The 19,899-nt window shown below is 69.7% G+C and carries 19 protein-coding genes; 14 read left to right on the forward strand and 5 right to left on the reverse strand.

Annotated features, from left to right (window positions below; translation table 11 throughout):
• The first annotated feature begins 178 nt into the window (after window positions 1–178).
• The 7 genes from SKC42_RS12550 to SKC42_RS12580 all read left to right on the forward strand — a co-directional run bounded on the left by SKC42_RS12550 (window position 179) and on the right by SKC42_RS12580 (window position 8,404).
• Window positions 179–1,423: a DUF7373 family lipoprotein gene (locus SKC42_RS12550; protein ID WP_330964626.1), complete on the forward strand. Its 1,245-nt coding sequence runs from the start codon at window positions 179–181 to the stop codon at window positions 1,421–1,423.
• Window positions 1,420–2,646 carry a DUF7373 family lipoprotein gene (locus SKC42_RS12555; protein ID WP_330964627.1) on the forward strand — a complete coding sequence of 409 codons (1,227 nt, stop codon included), beginning with the start codon at window positions 1,420–1,422 and terminating at the stop codon, window positions 2,644–2,646. The genes SKC42_RS12550 and SKC42_RS12555 overlap by 4 nt, the downstream gene beginning before the upstream one ends.
• A 6-nt stretch (window positions 2,647–2,652) precedes the next feature.
• The gene (locus SKC42_RS12560) at window positions 2,653–4,641 is read left to right on the forward strand and encodes a serine/threonine-protein kinase (protein ID WP_330964628.1); all 1,989 of its coding nucleotides are present in this window, start codon (window positions 2,653–2,655) and stop codon (window positions 4,639–4,641) included.
• Window positions 4,642–4,953: 312 nt separating this feature from the next.
• On the forward strand, window positions 4,954–5,199 hold the full coding sequence (locus SKC42_RS12565; RefSeq protein ID WP_330964629.1) for a DUF6480 family protein: 246 nt from the start codon (window positions 4,954–4,956) through the stop codon (window positions 5,197–5,199).
• Window positions 5,200–5,505: 306 nt separating this feature from the next.
• Window positions 5,506–5,721: a ferredoxin gene (locus SKC42_RS12570; RefSeq protein WP_330964630.1), complete on the forward strand. Its 216-nt coding sequence runs from the start codon at window positions 5,506–5,508 to the stop codon at window positions 5,719–5,721.
• Window positions 5,718–7,121, forward strand: a complete 1,404-nt coding sequence (locus SKC42_RS12575; RefSeq protein WP_330964631.1) for an NAD(P)/FAD-dependent oxidoreductase — start codon at window positions 5,718–5,720, stop codon at window positions 7,119–7,121. The genes SKC42_RS12570 and SKC42_RS12575 overlap by 4 nt, the downstream gene beginning before the upstream one ends.
• A 14-nt stretch (window positions 7,122–7,135) precedes the next feature.
• Window positions 7,136–8,404: a cytochrome P450 gene (locus SKC42_RS12580; RefSeq protein ID WP_330964632.1), complete on the forward strand. Its 1,269-nt coding sequence runs from the start codon at window positions 7,136–7,138 to the stop codon at window positions 8,402–8,404.
• A 15-nt stretch (window positions 8,405–8,419) separates the two neighbouring features.
• On the opposite strand, the gene SKC42_RS12585 is transcribed toward SKC42_RS12580, so the two are convergent.
• From SKC42_RS12585 to SKC42_RS12595, 3 genes are all read right to left on the reverse strand, one after another.
• Window positions 8,420–9,256, reverse strand: a complete 837-nt coding sequence (locus tag SKC42_RS12585) for an MOSC domain-containing protein (RefSeq protein ID WP_330964633.1) — start codon at window positions 9,254–9,256, stop codon at window positions 8,420–8,422.
• A gap of 136 nt (window positions 9,257–9,392) precedes the next feature.
• The gene (locus tag SKC42_RS12590; protein ID WP_330964634.1) at window positions 9,393–9,716 is read right to left on the reverse strand and encodes a DUF732 domain-containing protein; all 324 of its coding nucleotides are present in this window, start codon (window positions 9,714–9,716) and stop codon (window positions 9,393–9,395) included.
• A 128-nt stretch (window positions 9,717–9,844) separates the two neighbouring features.
• Window positions 9,845–10,252, reverse strand: a complete 408-nt coding sequence (locus SKC42_RS12595; protein WP_330964635.1) for a PPOX class F420-dependent oxidoreductase — start codon at window positions 10,250–10,252, stop codon at window positions 9,845–9,847.
• A gap of 184 nt (window positions 10,253–10,436) precedes the next feature.
• Between SKC42_RS12595 and SKC42_RS12600 the strand changes: the two genes are divergently transcribed.
• The 5 genes from SKC42_RS12600 (at window position 10,437) to SKC42_RS12620 (ending at window position 15,593) form a co-directional block, all read left to right on the forward strand.
• Entirely contained in the window at window positions 10,437–10,619 is a 183-nt protein-coding gene (locus SKC42_RS12600) for a hypothetical protein (protein ID WP_330964636.1), read from the forward strand.
• Between the two features lie 412 nt (window positions 10,620–11,031).
• A complete protein-coding gene (locus SKC42_RS12605; RefSeq protein WP_330964637.1) occupies window positions 11,032–12,459 on the forward strand; it encodes a PPE family protein, SVP subgroup in 1,428 nt (475 codons plus the stop codon).
• A gap of 45 nt (window positions 12,460–12,504) precedes the next feature.
• Window positions 12,505–13,887: a PPE domain-containing protein gene (locus tag SKC42_RS12610; protein WP_330964638.1), complete on the forward strand. Its 1,383-nt coding sequence runs from the start codon at window positions 12,505–12,507 to the stop codon at window positions 13,885–13,887.
• A gap of 61 nt (window positions 13,888–13,948) precedes the next feature.
• Entirely contained in the window at window positions 13,949–14,989 is a 1,041-nt protein-coding gene (locus SKC42_RS12615) for a class I SAM-dependent methyltransferase (RefSeq protein ID WP_330964639.1), read from the forward strand.
• A 49-nt stretch (window positions 14,990–15,038) separates the two neighbouring features.
• Window positions 15,039–15,593 carry a tat pathway signal sequence gene (locus SKC42_RS12620; protein WP_330964640.1) on the forward strand — a complete coding sequence of 185 codons (555 nt, stop codon included), beginning with the start codon at window positions 15,039–15,041 and terminating at the stop codon, window positions 15,591–15,593.
• Window position 15,594: 1 nt separating this feature from the next.
• Here SKC42_RS12620 and SKC42_RS12625 read toward each other — a convergent pair whose 3' ends face one another.
• Complete coding sequence (locus SKC42_RS12625) at window positions 15,595–17,118, reverse strand: FAD-dependent oxidoreductase (protein ID WP_330964641.1); 1,524 nt, start codon at window positions 17,116–17,118, stop codon at window positions 15,595–15,597.
• A gap of 45 nt (window positions 17,119–17,163) precedes the next feature.
• Window positions 17,164–17,901 carry a hypothetical protein gene (locus tag SKC42_RS12630; protein ID WP_442932112.1) on the reverse strand — a complete coding sequence of 246 codons (738 nt, stop codon included), beginning with the start codon at window positions 17,899–17,901 and terminating at the stop codon, window positions 17,164–17,166.
• A gap of 169 nt (window positions 17,902–18,070) precedes the next feature.
• Here SKC42_RS12630 and SKC42_RS12635 point away from each other — a divergent pair, with 169 nt between their 5' ends.
• Both SKC42_RS12635 and SKC42_RS12640 read left to right on the forward strand, forming a co-directional pair.
• Window positions 18,071–19,357, forward strand: a complete 1,287-nt coding sequence (locus SKC42_RS12635) for a L,D-transpeptidase (protein ID WP_330964642.1) — start codon at window positions 18,071–18,073, stop codon at window positions 19,355–19,357.
• A 99-nt stretch (window positions 19,358–19,456) separates the two neighbouring features.
• Window positions 19,457–19,897, forward strand: coding sequence for a Fur family transcriptional regulator (locus tag SKC42_RS12640; protein WP_330964643.1), 441 nt, complete (start codon window positions 19,457–19,459; stop codon window positions 19,895–19,897).
• Window positions 19,898–19,899: the final 2 nt, after the last annotated feature.

The raw sequence follows: 19,899 nt of genomic DNA on the forward strand, positions 1-19,899 counted from the left end.
GCACTCTCGACGCCAGAGCGCCAAGCAAGCGACCCGAAATTGACCGGGCTCATTGTTAACATGAGCTACCGTTTTGCGTCGCGGTAAGCCGTCATCACACCGGGGGGCGCGCACGAAAGGGGCTGGGCGTGGCCGACATTGCGCTGCCGCGGTCTGACTGCCGGCCGGGGGCCCGCCGGTGAAGCGGAGCCGCGTCTGCGCGACCGCCCGAGTCCTGGCCGTCACGGGTGCCGTGATCGCGCTGGCCGGCGGTTGCAGCGCGGTGGTGGGCGGCAGCGCGGTCAAGGCCGGCGGGCCGGCGCCCGCCGCGGCCGACCCCGCGCTGCTGGATTCCGGCAACTATCCGCGCCGCCCGCGCCCGCCGCTGGGCACGGTGCCGAACGAGGACGCGGGCCGGGTGGTGGAAGCGCAGCGCATGGCCGACGCCGTCGTCGGCCCTTGGGAAGTGGACCGCATGCTGGTCACCGGCCAGGTCGAACACGCCTCCATCGGCGTTCTGCCGACCCTGGACTCGCTGGCCGACGACCTCGCCCCGGGCCTGATCGCCCAGGCGAAGGCGCGCCACTTCCTGCTCGGGTTCGTCAGCGGGCGGGCCACACCGCCCCCGCCGGCGGGACAGCCCGCGGGCGGCACAGCCAAGATTCTGGTCAACATGGTGCTGCGCTTCGCGACCCCCGAGGACGCCGCCGCGGCCGCCGGTGAGATGGCCGCCACCAACCGCGGCATCGCCCGCGACGGCGTGCCCGCGACCGAACTCAAGATCCCCCGCTACCCCGCCACGATCGCGAACATGGCCGCCGTCCACCAGGGTTTCGAGGCCGAATCGTTCACCGCGCACGGGCCGTACGTCTTCCACGAATACGCCGGCTCCAAGGAGAGCGCCGGCGTGGTCGCCGACCTGATCGCCAAGTTGCTGGACCTGCAGGGCCCGGCGATCGACCACTTCCAGGCCACCCCCGTGGATCAACTCGCCGCCCTGCCCGCCGACCCCACCGGATTGCTCGCACGCACCGTGCCCTCCACCAAGCCCGACGCCAATCACGCGGCGGTGTACCAGCCGCACGCCGCGCTGCACTTCAGTCCCGACCCGCCCGCGGCGCAGGGGATGTTCAACGACGCCGGCGTCCAGCGCGTGTCGGCCGACCTAACGTCGGTGTACGACGCCGTCGACGCGCCGGGCGCGCAGCGGGCCGCAGAAGGGGTGATCCGGATCTACGGCCCATGGGGCACGTATAAGCCGACCGCCGGCATCAGCGGCCTGCCGTCGGCGCGGTGCTTCGATCGGGGCCCCGCGGGTCAGGTCCTGCCACGGTTCATGTGCGTCGCCACGGTCGATCACTACGCGTTCAAGGCCACGGCCACCCAGGAACTGGACCTGCACCAGGTGATGGCCGCCCAATACCTGATGTTGACGGCGTCATGACCGGCAGGGGGTGGACGCGCGCCGCGGCCGTCGCGTTGGTCGCGCTGGCGGCCGGTTGCGGGTCGAAGGTGCCCGGCGTGGCCGTAAAGGCGCCCGACGACAGCGGCGGGGACGGCGTCGACGTCGCACAGCTGACCACCGGCAATTACCCGATCAAGCCCCGGCCGCCCCTCGGCGTCGCCGGGAACCCGAAGCAGGGCGGCCTGGCCGAGGGTCGCCGGATGGCCGGCTTCGTGATCGGTCCCTGGCAGACGGACCCCGTCCTGGTCAAGTACGAACAGTTCAACACTGGGGTGGTCAAGGGCGGGGAATCGATGGACGCGCTGCTCGGCGCGCCGATCGGCGACGGTCTCGCCCGCCACAACTTTGTCGCCGGGTTCTCCAGCGCCCGTCATACGACGGCCGGGTCTTACAAGGACCTAATCAACATCGTGTTGCGGCTGGCCACCCCGGCGGACGCGGCAGCCGCCGTCACGGACATGGCCGCCAAGAGCGGGTCGCTCAGCCTGCCATTCGCGGAAACGCCGACCCCCACCCGACCGATCTCGATCCCCCGCTACCCGGGCACCGTCGCGGTCGGCTACACGTGGACTCCGTCGGAAGGGAGCACCGAACCGGCACGATCGGCGGTGATCGCCCTGACCGCGCATGGCAGCTACGTCCTAGCGCAGGCGGCCGACTCCGCGGCCGGCCCCGATAACGCCGCCCAAATAGTCTCCACCACACTGGATTTGCAGCAGGAACTGATTGACAAATTCACCCCCACGCCGATCGACCAGCTATCCCAGTTGGCGCTCGATCCCACCGGGCTGCTGGCCCGCACCCTGCCGCCGAAGGCCGCCGATGAATCGACCGATGACGGCGTCTACGACCCACACGGGGACTTACACTTCCAAGATGATGCCGCCCACGAGGAAGCGCTGTTCAATTCCGTTGGCCTGCAGCAGGCTTCGTTCACGTTGACCAGTGCCGTCTACCAGACACCGGACGCAGGCTCGGCGGATCGCGTGGTCGCCGACTTCGCCACCGTGGCGACCGACTTCGACAAGCTACATCCGGCCGGCAGCGTCACCGGGATGCCGAATGCCAAATGCTTCTCCGCCTCCATAGGTTTCTACTGCGTGGCGCGCTTCGACCGGTACGCGTTCACCGCCCAAAACGAGCAGCTGGGCGGCGTTCACCAGATGATGGCCGCGCAATATCGCATTCTGAGCGGCAGGTAGGGCTTCGTGGCGTTGTCCATCGGGTCCGTGGTGGCCGGCTACCGGATCGAGGGGGTGCTGGGCGCCGGCGGGATGGGCACCGTCTACCTCGCCCGCCATCCGACCCTGCCACGCAGCGACGCGCTGAAAGTCCTGTCGGCCGAGCTCTCACACGACGATCAGTTCCGGCGGCGCTTCACTCGTGAGGCGGACCTGGCCGCTACCCTCAGTCACCCCAACATCGTCACGGTGTTCAACCGCGGTGAGACCGAGGACGGCCAGCTCTGGATCGCCATGCAGTACATCGAGGGCACGGCCGCCAACGACCTGGACGCGGCCAACCTCACCCCGGCGCGGGTCGTCCGCATCGTCACCGACGTGGGCAAGGCGCTCGACTACGCCCATTCCCGACGCGTGCTGCACCGCGATGTCAAACCCGGCAACTTTCTGGTGGCCCGGCCCGGGGCCGGTGAACAGGAGCGCGTGTTGCTGGCCGATTTCGGGATCGCTCGCGCCCTAGACGACGCCACCACCCTGACCGCAACGGGATCCCTGGTGTTTACCGCCGCGTATGCCTCGCCCGAGGCGGTCGAGGGCCAGGCTGTCGACCACCGCGCCGACATCTACTCGCTGGGTTGCTCGCTGTTCCGGCTGCTGACCGGCCGCACTCCGTACGAGGATTTCCACGGCTTGCCGGCCATGCTCATGGCCCACGTCATGAAGCCGGTCCCGCGGCCGAGCCAGTACGTAATCGGTCTGCCCCCGGCGGTCGACGATGTGGTCGCCCGCGCGATGGCCAAGAACCCCGCTGACCGGTTCTTCAGCGCCGGCGAGATGGCCGACGCGACGACCGCGGCGCTCACCGGTCTCCCGCCGGAACGGTTGCGCGCCCGCGCGTCCCAAACGGCGAACTGGACGAGTCCCCCGCTGTCGTATCCTCCCACACCGCCCTATCCGGGATACGGACCATACGTTGGCCCGCCCACGCCTGGACTGTCTGTGCCGCAACAGTTTCCGCGCGGGCCGCTCGCCGGCGCAGCGTCACCGCGGCGCCGGCGCCGCAAGCCGGCCCTGATCCTGGGCGCGCTTGGTACGGTCATCGCCGTCGCGGCGGCCGTGGGCGTATATCTCGCCGGCCGCCACCACACCGGCGAGTTGCCGCCGTATCAACCTCAAACGCTCAACGCCCAGTTCGGAAACGTGCAACTCCAGCACCGGCCGATGGCCGTCGCCGCGCTGGGGCCCGGCGATGCCGACGCGGTGCTGTCACTCGGCGTGCAGCCGGTGGCGATCAGCGGTATCCAGGGCGGAATGCCGAGCTGGCTGCAACCCCAGGTGCATTCGTCGACCCCGGTGCTCGGCCTCCCGGATCCGGGCGCCGTCGCCGCGGCCAAGCCCGACCTGATCGTCGACACTGGCGAGATCGACAAGCCCACGTACGACAAGTTGGCCGCCATCGCGCCCACCCTGACCCGCCCGGCCGACACCACCCAGAATTGGGTCTGGCAAACGCAACTGACGTGGATCGCCACGGCGCTGGGCCGGGCCAACGCGGCCAAGACGATGCTGGCCGACGCGGCGTCGCAACAGACGGCGCTCAGGTCGCAGCACCCGGCGTTCTCCGGCAAGTCAATTGCCGTCGTCGACATCTCCGACAGCGCTGTCACCGTGGCGCAGCGCGTGTCGCCGCCCACCAACTACGTCGAGGGCCTTGGCTTCACCTACAACCAGCACTACCGGCGCGCCGCCCCGGGCGACCCGCCCGCGGTTCCGCTCAACGTCGACACGTCCTTCTTCTGGGTGGAAAACACCGACGTGATGGTCCTGCTGCGCACTGACAGCGCCGCCGGCGGCGGCGGTTACGCCGGCCTGCCCGCCCCGTTCGTCGGCTACCACGGGATACTGGTCATCGTCGACGACCCGGCGAGCATTTCCGCGCTCAACACCGGCGGCCCCGCCGCCACGGCGTACCTCAACACCGCACTGGTCAACAAACTCGCCAACCAGATCCACTGAGCTGCCGCAAGGGCCGTTCGACTCCCGCCCGCGGTCCCTCCGGTGCCCGCGCGGCGAGCTGCAGTCGGCCGTCGACCTGGTAACGGCGCAGGTGCCCCGCGAGCCGGAAGTGCTGACCGTCAAGATCGGCTTGCCGCGGCGTTGCCGGCGTCCGGGAGAAGGTGTTTCGCGCTGGGCGTTTGGGTGCGGCGGGTACGGGTATGGACTCACAACGGAGGGCTTCGGCCTACGACCTGCCCGAGAACTGCATCCGCGTGGCGATGCCGGGCGTGCGGCCCGGGCACCCCGGCGGCCAAAGGACCAGTGACAGCCATGACATCGCAACCACCCAATCCTGACCCGGCAAACACCCCCGACCTCGAGGCGGGCGGCGGGGTCAGCCCAGGCGCCACCCCGCCCGCCGCCGGCCAGACACCCGGGGTGGCCAATCCCCATCCGCCTGGCAACGGCCGTTTCACGCCGACGGGGATCGTCTCGGTCATCGGCGTGTGCGTCCTCGTCGTCGTCTTCCTCGCGGTGGCGGTGCTCCTCGTGATGAAGATGCTCGGCGCCGGTTAGCGCGTCCAACGGATTACCTGCCGTGATCGGCGGGCGACAATGTCGGGCGGCTGCTCGCCGCCGCGGACAAGCGCCTGGCGGAGTTGCGTCGCCGCCGCGACGAGTTCGCGATCGAGGCGAGCACCGCCAAGCACGTGCGGCGCGCCGAACGACGCCTGCAGGAGGCCGAGCAGCGGGCCAACCTACCGCGAACTCGCCCGAACCTACCGCGAACAGGCGGGCTAAATCGCCAACCGGACACGACGCGCGCCCGACCGAAGTACTCTCGGCGCGCGGGGATCACGTCGCCGACGGAAAGGTCGGGCAATGCGGTTGGTGGTTGACCTCAACAAGTGCCAGGGCTACGCCCAATGCGTCCCGCTGGCGCCCGAGGTGCTGCGGCTCGTCGGGGAGGAAGCGCTCGCCTACGACCCAAACCCGGACGACTCCCAGCGGCAGCGGGTGTTGCGCGCTGCGGCGTCCTGCCCGGTGCAGGCGATCATCGTCGAGGTGGACCCGCCCGCCGACCGGGGGCCGAGGTGAGCACAGCCTCGCTGGTCGGCCAGCTCGTCGACAGCTTCAAGGCGGACGGCCGGATCGTCATCGTGGGCGCCTCACTGGCCGGCCTGCGCGCGGCGGAAGCGCTGCGGCAAAAGGGGTTTCGCGGATCGCTCACCATCATCGGCGACGAACCGTACGAACCCTACGACCGTCCTCCCCTGTCCAAGCAGGTGCTTAAAGGCTGGGTGCCGGCCGACCATACCAAACTGCCCCGGCTGCGCCCCGTCGACGCGGACTGGCGCCTGGGTGTGGCGGCGGTGGCACTGGACCGGTCCAACCGCCAGGTGCTGCTCGCCGACGGCGAGCGGGTCGACTACGACCGGCTGCTGATCGCCACCGGGACCCGCGCCCGCCCGTGGTTCAACCCGGAAGAAGCCGCCCTGGCCGGCCTGTTCACCGTGCGTACGTGCGACGACGCCGCGAAGCTCGCCGCGGCGTTTCGCGACCGGCCGCGCCGCGTGCTGGTCGTTGGCTCCGGTTTCGTCGGCTCCGAGATCGCCTCGGTGTGCCGCGAGTTAGGGCTCGCGGTGACGGTCGCCGAGCGAGGCAAGGCGCCGCTGGTGGGCGCGCTCGGGGGCGTCATCGGTGACATCGCGGCACAGATGCAGATCGATGCCGGGGTGGACCTGCGCACCGGCGTGGCGGTGCAGGGTCTGGACGGGGACGCCGCCGGCCACGTCCGCGCCGCGCACCTCTCGGACGGTACGACGCTCGACGTCGACGTGGTGGTGGCGTCGCTGGGGTCGATCCGCAACGTGGAGTGGCTCGAGGGCGCGCAGTTGGCCAGCGGCTTCTGGGGGGTGGCGTGCGACGCGGGCTGCCGGGCGTTCGACATCAACGGGGTGGTGACCGACAACATCTTCGTCGCCGGCGACGTCGCGCGCGCCCCGCACGTGCTCTACGAGTACCAGTTCATGTCCCAGGAGCATTGGGACAACGCGGTTTTCGGCGCCGAGGTGGCGGCCAACAACATGATCAGCCTGGAACTGGGGCGACGCCCGCATCTGCCGCTGCCATCCTTCTGGTCGGGGCAGTTCGGCGTCAACATCAAGAGCGTCGGGGTCTGTTCTTTCGGCGACGAGATCGTCTTCACCCAGGGCTCGCCCGAGCAGCGGCGCTTTGCCGCCGCCTACGGGTATCGCGGCCGAATCGTCGGGGCGGTGACGTTCAACCACGGCAAGTGGCTGCCGTACTACGCCTCGCTCATTGAGCGGTCGGCCGCTTTTCCGCCGCCCCCGCCGGGGTATGACCGCCCCGCGATCTTCGAGCCGATGCCGGCCCGCTTCCCCGACCCCCGCGAGCCGACCGCCATGCCCGACGTGGTGCTGACCGGACACGACCCGACGTCGCGCGGGGCCGAATTCCGCCCGCGCAGCCGCTGAACCTGGGAGACCCGATGGACGCCGCAACCGCCTGGGCCGAGGCGATGAAGTTCGAGAACCGGCCGAATCCTTACCCGTACTTCGAGCAACTCCGCAAGGCCCCGGTGGCCAAGGTCGGCGAGAAGACGTTCGTCGTCACCGGATACGACGAGCTGCTCGCCCTCGCGCATGACCCGCGCATCAGCTCGGACATCAGCAGAAGCCCGGCGGGTTTCGGCGGCGAGAAGCCCGCGCCCGAGCCAGGCGCCGCGCAGCTGCCTGCCTACGGGCGCGAGGCCAGCATCATCGTGTCCGACCCGCCGGATCACGACCGGGCGCGACGCCAGATGATGCGCCACTTCGGCCCGCCGCACTCCCCCGACCTGATCCCCGGCATGGAACCCTTGGTGGTGCGTCTGGCCGACGACCTGCTCGACACCGTCAAGGGCCGGAACTTCACGCGGCTGGACGTGGTCGAGGACTTCGCCTACCCGATCCCCGTCGCCGTCATCTGCAAGATCCTGGGCGTGCCCGTCGAGGACGAGCCGATGTTCCACTCGTGGATCTTCGACTTCATGATGGGCACCGACCTCGGCCCGGAGGGCGCCACCGAGGAAGGCCGCGACCTGGCCGAGAAGGGCCGCGCCAGCACCGCGGAGTTGCTGGACTACCTGGGACGCTTGGTCAAGGACTACGCGCGGACGCCCGGCGAGGGGCTGCTGTCCAGGCTGCTGCACGACGACGGGCCCGACGGCCCCATGTCGGTCAGGGAGACGACGTCCAACGCCATGCTGTTGCTGGTCGCGGGCCACGACTCCACCGTCAACACCATCACCAATTGCGTGCTCACGCTCCTGCGCAATCCCGGTGCCTGGGACCTGGTGCGCAGGAGCCCGGAGTTGATCCCCCGGACCATCGAGGAGGTCCAGCGGCTGCAGTCCGCGGTCCAGTTCTTCCCCAGCCGCAGCGCCACCGCCGACATCGAGATTGCCGGCACCCTGATCCCGGCGGGCTCGGCCGTGCACCTCGTCTACGCGGCGGCCAATAGGGATCCGCGCCGGTTCGACAACCCCGACCGCTTCGATCCGCTGCGTGCGGACAACGAGCACTTCGGTTGGGGCAGCGGCATACACGCGTGCATGGGCGGGCCGCTGGCGCGCCTGGAGGTCAACCTGGCGCTGGAGGCATTGCTGCGCCGCGTCGAATCGCCGAAGCTGGTGGTCGACCCGCCGCCCTACCGGCACAACCAGGTGTTCCGCGGTCCGCGGCACCTGTGGATTGACTTCGCCGCGGTCACCGGCTGAGCTGGCTCCGGCTCGCTACTCGACCGTGACGCGGTCGCCCACGCGGACAACGCCCGCCGTCAACACCTCGAGATACGCGCCCGCGCAGGGCTGGGCACCGTGACCGCCCGTGTCGATCCGGTTCTCGGCCGCCGGGGTGCGCAGCGCCTGGGGAGCCCGCGGCAACGGTCCGTGCTCCAGGGTGGGTACCACGCATCGCGACGTGGCCGTCAGCACCCGCAACCGCGCCTTGTCGATAACGAGTTCTTTTCCAGCCCAGTCGTTTTCGCCGTAGGGCGGGTAGCCGGGCGGGGTGGCGATCACCAGGTTCGGCCGGTACCGCAGCGCTTCGACCCCGATGTGGTCCAGGGTGGCCGTCGTGATGGCGTGCAGGGGCGCCTCGTCGGTGAACGAATCGCCCGGTGTCTTCTGCGCGATCTCGAGGAATCGGCCGCTCACCTCGGCGTCCAGCCCGAGGTCCAGGAGTTGCTCCGGGTCGGGTCGTTCCAGAGTCGCGCCGTCCGGCCGGTGGCGCACCAGGCGCACCGTGCGGCCCGTGAGGCGCGACAGCAGTTCGTCGACGGCGGGGTCGTCGGCCGCCACGTTGGTCCCGTCGGGTAACGCGATGCTTACCTGTCCCGCGTCACCGTTGGCGGTGCACTTGAGCAGCCCGCGCCACAGCCGGGCGTGCTTGGCGCTCGCGATGTGTCCGGTGACGGCGTCGACGAGCGCCAGCCGGCGGTCACCCGCCGCACCGTCCTCGTCCACCAGCAGGCTGCTCACGGTCTCCCCGAGCATCGACTTCACCGGGTATCGAAGCAGGCTTCCCACCCGCAGCTCGGCCGAGCTTTCCGCTGGCGTCGGCTCCCGCATCGCCCGTAACCCACCCCTGCTCCAAGACCGCCCGATTTGGCCTGTCTACGAACAATAGGACGGCCGGTCGGGCGATCTCGAGGAGGCCCGCGCGAACGCCGCCCCACCTACGGCGTCCGCGCGGACCGGCAGCCGATTAACCCGGGCAGTAGTTGGATTCGGCGGCACTCACCATCGAGGTGACGTCCGCGAACGTGATGCCCTTGGGGCCCAACGTGCTGTGGATGTCCGACGCGATCTGATCCGGCGTCTTGCCGCCATTGCGGTCGGCGCAGATCTGGTGGCCCACCGCGATCATGTCGGAGTCGTCGTTTGAGGGCCAGGTGAATCCGAGCTTATGCAATTGCGCGATGAACGCGTCGTCGGTGGCATCGGCGAGCGCAATCGCCGTGCTCGCCGACAAGGCGGCCCCGACCATCACGGGGACTGCGAGCTTGGCAAGCCAACGGGGTGGGAACATTTGGCGACCTTCTTTTCTTGTCGTGTTTCGCGGTGCGGTCAGTATATGAGCGCTTGATCGACCCAACTATTAAAAATAGGGAAATCCTGAATCGCTTGTAAAGGGCTGGGTATTGGGCGACGCCGGCCTTACGGAGTGGTTCCCGCCAACGCGACCCGTAGGGCCACCCGTGGTTTGCGGCCGCGAGCCGCAATCGTTTCGATGAGCGTGACGAGCCGGAATTCCAGCCCGTACTTGCGCTTGATGAGCGATTCGATGCGAGCGACTTCCCGGGGTGCGGTGACCACCTCGGCCGTGCCGTCGGCGACGGTCTGACCGTCGCGGACCTTGCCCGTCCGGCCGCACGGAGCCAGGGAGACGCGCGTGTCGCGGCGAATCCGCTTGACCTTCAACGCCTCGGCCGGTGTCCAGAACCAGAGCAGGTCACCGTCACGCACGACCCACATCGGCGAGGCGACGCCATTCCCGTCGCGCTTGAACGTCGTCAAGGACACGAACCGGGCGCCGCCGAGCCGCGCTATCTCGTTTTCGGTCATGCTCGTTCAGTACCCGATCCGCACGCGGTGCTCAACCGGAGCGCGGCGACTGCTCGCGTTGCAATTTGCTCGCGCGGTGCGTGGAAAATCGGCACCGTGATTACCCGCGGTCCAGACGGTGATATGACAACAATTGCCGACGGCACGAAATCGGATTTAATTCTGGCCACCGCAATGCGCGGCCGTGCGGCACGGGATCGAAAAATTCCGCAGATTCGCCGACTTCCGCTGCGAAAACGCGGGGGACGCGGAGGCGTGCGGTGCCGTCGTGCCGCTGACGTCGCGGCAACGGCGCGGTGAACGCGGGCGGCCGCCAACCGGCGGCGCGGCGGAAGCCAGCAACCGCGTCACATCGCACGAATTGTGAACGGAAGGCCGGTTGACCGGCGACTTCGCTTCGGGCAAGCCGCCGCGTCAACTAATATCGGCACCGTTGGGACGTCGATGTGAATCGCCGGGAGCTGCTCGAGAGTAAGTATCCAGGCTGAGTAGGGGGCAAGGATTTGCGCTGGTGGACGGCCTATTCCGGCACGCTGTCCGAAATCGGGCGGTCGCATCGAGACCACGGCAACGGATGCGCCGCAACGCTTTTGGTGGTCGGTCCGCGCCCCGTGGACGGGAGTGCAGGCAATGCGAACGGACTCGTCGCGCGGCGCTGCCAGCAAATCCATAAGCCGGGTGCTGTTGCTCACTGACACCGGACACCGGGACCGACCCTCCGCCGACCCCGTCGCAACCCCCGCGACGAGCCGCCGGATCGGCCGCAGTTAGGGGCCGGCATGGACTACTCGATCTTCCCGCCGGAGCTCAATTCCGGCCGAATGTACGTCGGTCCCGGCGCGGATTCGATGGCGGCCGCGGCCGAAGCCTGGGAGGGGTTGGGGGGCGAACTGCACATGACCGCCAATGCGTATCGGGCGGTTGTGTCCGGACTTGCCGCCGGTCCCTGGCAGGGTCCGTCGTCGGCGTCCATGGCGGCCGCGGCGGCGTCGTTCGTCAGCTGGCTCGGCGGCGTGGCGACGCAGGCCGAGGAGGCCGCCGCGCAGGCCAGGGCTGCCGTCGCGGCCTACGAAGAGGCGTTCGCATCGACGGTGCCGCCCCAACTGGTCGCCAGCAACCGCGCGGTGTTCGCGAGGCTGGTCGCAACCAACCTTTTCGGGCAGAACACCTCCGCGATCGCGAACATCGAGGCCCAGTACGTCGAGATGTGGGCCCAGGACGCCGCTGCGATGTACCGATACGCGGCCGCTTCGGCGTCCGCGACGACGCTGACACCCTTCACCGCCCCGCAACAGAACACGAACCCCAGCGGCGCGTCCACCCAGGCGGCGACCGCCGCCCAGGCCGCCGGCACCTCGGCCGGCCAGGCGCAAAGCGCTGTCTCGTCCGTTCAGCAAACGTTCAGTGCGGTACCCAGTGCGCTGCAGAGCCTCGCGACGGCGGCCCCCGTGTCCGCCGCGCCGGCCGATTCGCTGGCCACGCTATCCGACCTGATCACGGTCTTCGTGGACCTGCCGGCGGGCCTGGTGGGAATATTCGGCGACATCCCGCTGAGCACCGTGGGCGCCGTGGCGCTCCCGATCGACATCGTCAGCTACTACATCGGTGTGCACACCGACGACATCGTCAGTGGGTGGAACGGCGAACAGAGTTGGCCCGGCACGGGGCCCGCGCCCGTCCGGGACTTCCCGGCGACCCTGCTCAACCTCCCCCCGGGTACCGTGCCGCCCGCCCCGAGGGTCTCGGCCGCTCTGGGCGAGGCCCACACGGCGGGCAGCCTGTCGGTGCCCGCGACCTGGACAATCGCCACGCCCGCGGTGCGCCCCATCTCCTACGCCCTGCCGGCGCTGCCCGCCGCCACCGCCGCCACGGCCGGCGCGGTCGAGGGCGGGGCCGCAGCCGGGTCCGGCTTCTTCGGCCAGATGGCGCTGGCGGCCCTGGCCGGGCGGGCCATCGGCGGCAACCTGGGCGCCGGTGGCGATGGGGGCAAGGCGCCCGCGGTCGACCGCGGGCAGGCCGCCACCGGTGGGGCGGACACCGCCCCGGGACCGGCGACCGAGGGCGACGCCGGAGCGCCGGAGGCTCCGCCTCGCCCGGTGGTGACGGGAGTGGCGGCCGAGTTGCGCGAATTCGCCAAGCTACGCGACGAGGGAATCCTGACCGAGGACGAGTACACCGAGCAGAAGAACCGACTGCTCGGTCGGTGACCGCCCTCCGGGATACCGCGACTTTTCGAAAAGGACTGCGCTGCAATGGATTTTGGGATGCTTCCGCCGGAGATCAACTCCGGCCGGATGTATGCCGGACCCGGCTCGGCGTCATTGCTGAGCGCGGCGCAGGGCTGGGCGCAATTGGCCGACGAGCTGTATGCGGCGGCCGGCGCGTACCAATCGGTGTTGGTCGAGCTGACCACCGGACGGTGGGCGGGCCCCGCGTCGGCGTCGATGACGGCGGCGGCCGCCCCCTACGTGGATTGGTTGAGCGGCACCGCGTCGATCGCGGAGGAAGCGGCGGATCACGCGACCTCCGCGGCCGCCGCCTTCGAAACGGCGTTCGCCACCACGGTGCCACCACAGGTCGTCGCGGCCAACCGCAGCCTGCTTGCGGTGTTGGTGGCGACCAATTTCTTCGGACAGAACACGCCGGCGATCGCGGCCACCGAGGCCGACTACGCCGAGATGTGGGCGCAGGACGCCGCGGCGATGTACACCTACGCGGCCTCGTCGGCGACCTCGACGGTGCTGACGGCGCTGAGCTCGCCGCCGCAGAACACCACGCCGGGCGGCCCGGCCGGTCAGGCGGCCGCGGTGAGCCAAGCGGTCGGCGCATCCGCCGGCGATGCGCAGGGCGTGCTCTCCGGGGTCCCGCAGCTGCTGTCCTCGGTTCCCGACGCGCTTCAGGGCCTCGCGACCGCGGCACCGGCGGCCTCGTCCGACCCGCTGACCCCGTTGACCGACCTGATCACCATCTTCGTCAGCCTGCCGAGCGGCGCATCCACCATTGGTCTGCTCTTCCCCATCTCGATCCTCGACGGGGCGATCGACTTCCCCTACGCCGTCGCCAGCCTCCTGCTCGGCTATCACACCGACGCCATCGTCAGCGGCTGGGACGGGACCGAGGTATGGCCGGGGACCGCACGCGCCCCCGTCTTGGGGTTCCCGGCGAGCTTGTCGAACCTGAGCCCGGGCACGATGCCCGCGGTGTCGGCCGGGCTGGCCGAGGCCAAGGCGGTGGGGGCGTTGTCCGTGCCGCAGGGCTGGACCGTCGAGGCTACGGACGTGCACGCGCTGGCGCTGACATCACCGCTCGCCGGCGTGGACCCCGTCGCGGCCGCGCCGCTGGAGGCCGACTCGAGCGCGGCACTCAGCGACATGGGACTCGCGGGCATGACCGGGCGCGCCATGGCCGGCCCTCCACGCGGCGGCGCGGACGGCGTCCCGGTGACCGGCCAACGGGTCGTCGCCAGGTTCGGCGACCCGGCGCCCGCCGGCGCTGCCGAGGCGCCGCGCGCCGAGCCGCGGATCGTGGTCACCGGAGTAGCGGCCAGGATCCGCGAGATCACCAAGCTGCGCGACGGCGGGCAGCTGACCGACGACGAATACGACCGGCTGAAAAACCAACTGCTCGGGCGCTGAGCGTTCGAGCGTGCGCCCGCCGGCATTGGTGTCGGACCGGACGGTCCTGTAGAAGGGTCTGGTGGAAGACGGCCCACCCAGATCCTTCGACCCGGCGGCGCTGCGCGAGGCGATGATCCGGCGGTTGTATCGCCGCTCGACCGCCGAGGGCCAGATCACCGTTCCCGCCGTGCCGGGCCTGATCGACGAGTACGTGCAGCTGTGCGCGAACCTCTGCGCCAGCCTGGGCGTCGCCTATACCGCCGAACAATCCCTCCAGCTCAGGTCGGTGCTGGAGGCGGAGCTGGCCAAGGCGTTCAAGGCCTCCCCCCGCTCCGACATCGTCATCTCGTTCAGCCTCCCCTTCGGCACCGGGCTCAACTACCGCGTCAAGGCGCAATGGCGCAGCATCGAGGCTGACTACGAGCAATGGGTGGGCTTTCGCACGCCGCCGCTGTTCGGCACCGAACCCGACGCGCGGGTGATGGCGCTCGCCGCCGAGGCGCCCGACCCGGCGGCGTACCGGGTGCTGGACATCGGCGCGGGGACCGGGCGCAACGCCCTGGCCCTGGCCCGGCGCGGGCACCCGGTGGACGCGGTTGAGATGACGCCGAAGTTCGCCGAGGAAATCCGCTCGGCGGCCGAGGGAGAATCGCTCGGCGTGCGCGTCATCCAAAGCGACGTCTTCACGGCCCTGGAGGGCGTCCACGACCAATACCAGCTGATGTTGCTCTCCGAGGTGGTGTCGGACTTCCGCACGACACACGAGCTGAGGGGCGTGTTCGAACTCGCCGCGGACTGCCTGGCCGCGGCCGGGGTCCTGGTGTTCAACACCTTCCTGGCGCGTCCCGGCTACACCCCCGACGCCGCCGCCCGCGAGCTCGGCCAGCAGTGCAACACGATGCTGTTCACCCGCGACGAAGTGGCGAAATCCGCGGCCGGGCTGCCGCTCGAACTGGTCGGCGACGACTCGGCGTACGACTACGAGAAGGCGCACCTACCCGAGGGGGCGTGGCCGCCCACCGGATGGTTCGACGGGTGGGCCAGCGGCCTCGACGTGTTCGACGTCGAGCGGGAGCAGTCCCCGATTGAGCTGCGCTGGCTCGTCTACCGCAAGGGTTGAGGGCGGTCGAATCGTATTGTGGCAGAATATCATTGAAACCGGGGGAAGCATGGAACCGAATCGAAGGGCACTGCTCGTGGCGGCGCCGCTGATGCTCGCGGCGTTCGCCGCCACCGAGGCCGCCCTGGAACCCGAGCCCGCGGCGAAAGCCGATGTCGCATTGTCGCCGCCACCCGAAAACGGACCGGACCCCGCCGAGACATTCGTCCTGCCCTTCGACCGGATCGCCTTCGAGTCCTGGGGCAATCTGCCAGCGCACAGCGGCGAGATGGCGAAGCTGTACGGCGACTTCGACAAGCCCGGGCCGTACCTGGTGATGATGAGGTGGAATCCCGGCTGGTTCAGTGCGCCGCACACGTACGCGACCGACCGCATCCAGGTGGTGGTGTCGGGCACCTGGTTCGTCAACAGCGGCAACGACTTCCGGCCCCAAGACGCCGTCCCTGTCGGCGCCGGCGGTTACGTGAAGCGCGCCGCGCGAACCCCGCACTACGACGGGGTGCCGGCCAACCAGCCCGACCCCGCCGTCATCGCCGTGTTCGGATTCGGCCCGGTCGACATGCGCCTGGCCGATCCCGCGCAGCCGTCGTGGCGTCAGGTCTGACTCAGCCGGACTCGGTGCCCGACTCCGTCAGGTCGCGGGTGGCCGGCCCCTCCAGCAGCGTCCCGTCCGGTGCGAACCGCGACCCGTGCAACGGGCATTCCCACGCCTTGTCGGCATCGTTCCAGTTGACGATCCCGCCCAGGTGCGTGCAGACCGGCGAGACGCGGTGCTCCGTCCCGTCGACGCGGCAGCGGGCCTCCAGGTGCCACGGGGGTCCGCTCACCACGCCGCCCTCGTCCGGGGCGGGACCGCGCCGGCCGATGCGCGTCGCGGGGGTCACCCAGCCCTTGGCCAGGTCGAAGCCCACCTCCGCGTTGAACTGCAAGGCCGTGAACACACCGGACAGCTCGTGCGGGCTCCAGCTGGCGAACGCGCGCGACCAGTCCATCCGCCCGCCCAGGATGCGGCTCGACAGCGCCAGCGCCGCGGCGGCCCCGTTGGTCATCCCCCACTTGTTGAAACCCGTTGCGACGTAGATGCTCTCGCTGTTCGGCAGGATAGGGCCGACGTAGGGCAGGTCGTCGATGGGCGTGTAGTCCTGGGCCGACCAGAAGTGGGTCTGCTCGGCGCCGGGGTAGTGCTCCTCGGTCCAGGACGAGAGTTCTTCGAGGTCCTTGGAAGGGCTGCGCTTGCGGCCCACGGTGTGGCTGGCGCCGCCCACGATCAACCGTTCCCCGTCCGCGGCGGGCGCATACCGGACCGAACGCATTGGCGAGTCGGTCGAGATCATCATCGGCCGGGTGATCTCGCCCGGCACCCGGTAGGCCAGGCAGTACGAGCGGCTCGGCTTCACCCGGGCGAAGAACCCGCCGCGGTCGAGGATCGGGACGCCGGTCGCGAGTACCAACCTGCCGGTCTCGAGTTCCACGTCGCGCTGATCCGGGTCATTGACGTAGACGCGCAGCTTGTCGCCGCGCCATGACACCCGGCGGACCCGGGTGTGTTCGACGAGCCGTCCCCCGCGGTCGGTGAATTCCTCGGCGAGCGTGTCCAGGAACGGCATCGGATCGAATTGCGCCTGGTCCGGCAGCCGCACGCCGCCGTGGTAGGGGAAGGGCACGCCCGCGTCGTCGTCCCACTCGACCGGCAGGCCCACGGCCTGGCAGGCCTTCAGCTCGGCCTTGGCCGACAGGACGCCCCTCGCGGACTGGGCGTAGGTGTAGGCGTCCTCACGCTGGACCGCCACGCCGTGCGACTCGCAGTGGTGGATCACCCAGTCCTGGCCCTCGCGGTTGCCCTCGACGTAGGCGCGGGCCAGGTCCTTGCCGTGTTTGGCCAGGATCTTTGTCATGTGGGTGCCTTGCAACAGGCTGATCTTCGCGGTGGTGTTCCCGGTGGTGCCGGCGCCGACCGTGCGCGCCTCCAACACCAGCACCTCCTTGCCGGCGCGGGCCAGCAGCACCGCGGTCATCAGGCCGGTGATCCCGGCCCCGACGATGATGATGTCGGCGGAACGGGGCCCGTCCTCCAGCCGGCTTGCGGTCCAGGATGGTTCGGCGCGGTCGGACAGCCATAGCGAAGTCACGACAGCACTGATACCCCAGCAGCCCTCTGGGAAACGCCGCGCGGGTCATCCGCGGTCGAGCTGCGCCTTCGCCTCCTCGACGACCTGTGCGGCGGTGCGGCTGGCCCGCTTGGCCTCCTCGTATTCCTCGTCGGCGGCATCGAGTTCGCGCTCGGCGGCGCGCAGGCCCGCCAGCGCCCGGTCACGGCGCTGCTGAGCAGCGGCGCGGTCGGATTGCCGCGCGGACAACGCCTCATCCGCCGCCACCCGGTCGCGTTCGGCGGCCGCGACGACGGCGGCCAACTTCTCCCGCCGGCGCGCCGCCCCGTCGTCGGGCCGTTCCGCGGCCGGCCGCGAACGTGTCGCCTTCCGACCCGCCTTGGGCGCGGGTCCGGGCTCCGGGGCGGCGTCGGCGAACGCGCCGAACCCCGACCACCGCTCGGGACGCGTCAGGCGGCCGAGGCGAGCGCGCACCTCGGGATCGGCGATCGCGGCCTGTAGCGTGCTGGTCACGTCGTCGCGCGCCGACGGCGACGGCGTCCCAACCCCGGCCGTCTCGAACGCGGTGCGGGCGAGTCGGTCGATGAGCCTGTGCTGTTCGGCCGACAGGTCGCGGATCCGGCCGCCGTCCATGGTCGCGTGCGCGTCGCGGAGCCGGTCACCCAGATCGCCGAGCCGCTGGGCGGTGTCCCCGTGCTGGAGGGCCAGCCGATTCACGATCCAGGCGGACGTTGTGGGCTTGCGGCAAGCGGAGATTCGCCGCGCGGCGGCGGCGTCACCGCGCTTGCGTGCCGCGGCCGCCAATTTGGTGCGCTGCGCGGTGAACGCCTCGGGCCGCTCGCGGTAGAGCGGAGTTCGTCGTCGGCCATGTTGCCATGATCCTCCGTGACGCGCCCGCCGGTTTCGATTCGTCCGCGTTGGGCTATCTCATCTATAACTTCCAGCCCACATGAATCAAGGATCCGGCAACCCGATGGCGTCACAAAACAGCGATCAGCTCGTCCGGCAGATCCTTCATGTCAAGCGGCCCCGCCGGGTGTTGCTCGCGGTGCTGGTGGTCGTCGCCGTCGCCGGCGTGGTGTACGCCGTGCTGAGGCCGCAGTGCGCCAGCGGTGGCTGCGGGAACCGCGGCACCGCCTCGAAAACCACTGGCCCAGCAGAGATCTCGATCACTCCGGGCGCCAACGCGCGTGACGTCGACCCGCTCGCCCACGTCACCGTCAAAGCCAACGCCGGCACGCTGACCGACGTTCAGATGGTCAATGAAAGTGGCAAGTCGGTCCAGGGCGTGCTGACCCCGGACAACACCGTCTGGAAGCCTACGGTCCCGCTCGGTTACGGACGCACCTACACGCTGACCGTGTCCAGCCGCGGGTCGAACGGCGTTGGGGCGACCCAGGTGTCGACCTTCTCGACGTTGCGGCCCTCCAACCAGACCAAGGTCTCCTTCACCACGACGTCGGAGGCGGTGCTGAAGGACGGCGGAACGTACGGGGTTGGCACCGTGGTGGTCGCCCACTTCGACGAGCAGATCACCGACCGGGCGGCCGCCGAACGGCAGCTGAGCATTACCACCAGCCCCAAGGTCGACGGTTCGTGGTTCTGGGTCGACGGCCAGAACGCCCATTGGCGTCCGGAGCACTACTACGCACCCGGCACGACCGTCACGGCCGAAGCCAAGATCTACGGAATCGGCTTGGGCGGCGGCCTGTTCGGGCAGGACGACACCCGGGTTTCCTTCAAGATCGGGGACGCGCACGTCTCCATCGCCGACGATGCCACCCACCAGGTCAGCGTCTTCGACAACGGCGCCCTGGTCCGCACCATGCCCACCTCCATGGGAATGGGCGGCACGGAGAAGGTCGGCGAGCAGACCATCTCGTTGTGGACCCCGTCGGGCGTCTACACCGTCCTGGACAAGGGCAATCCGGTCATCATGGACTCCTCGACCTTCGGGCTGCCCAAGAACTCCCGGCTCGGGTATCGCGAGACCATCAACTACGCCACGAAGATCAGCACCGACGGCATCTACCTGCACCAGCTCGACGCCACGGTGTGGGCCCAGGGCCACCAGGACACCTCCCACGGATGCCTGAACCTCAACGCGGACAACGCGAAATGGTTCTACAACTTCTCGGTGGCGGGCGATGTGGTCGAGGTGCGCAATACCGGCGGCCCGCCGCTGAAGCTGGCGCAGAACGGGGATTGGACGCTCAGCTGGGACCAGTGGCGCCAGGGCAGCGCCTTGAAGCCGGCATAGGCCGCCCCCGGGGATGGCTTGGGTCATATCGGCTGTGAAATGTGCGCGGCTTCACAACAAAGTCTTGACTGGTTCCAGATAAGGCGTCATATTGATGCGGTGTCATCGACGGCCGATCACGCCGAGCTTTTGCGCATGGCCGATTTGCGGGTGACCCGCCCCCGGGTCGCCGTGCTGCAGGCGGTGGACGCCCATCCTCACGCCGATACCGAGACGATCTTCTCGGTGGTGCGTGGCGGTCTGCCCGAAGTGTCCCGACAGGCCGTGTACGACGTGCTCAACGCGCTGACCGCGGCGCGTTTGGTTCGGCGCATTCAACCGTCGGGGTCGGTCGCCCGCTACGAGTCGCGGGTCGGCGACAATCACCACCACGTCGTGTGCCGGTCCTGCGGCGTCATCACCGACATCGACTGCGCGGTCGGCGAGGCCCCCTGCCTGACGCCGGCCGATGTCGACAACGTGCTCGACGGCTTCGTCCTCCACGAGGCCGAAGTCATCTACTGGGGCCTATGCCCCGAATGTTCGACAGCTGGTTCCTAGAT

Source organism: Mycobacterium sp. 050134, assembly GCF_036409085.1.
GTDB lineage: Bacteria > Actinomycetota > Actinomycetes > Mycobacteriales > Mycobacteriaceae > Mycobacterium.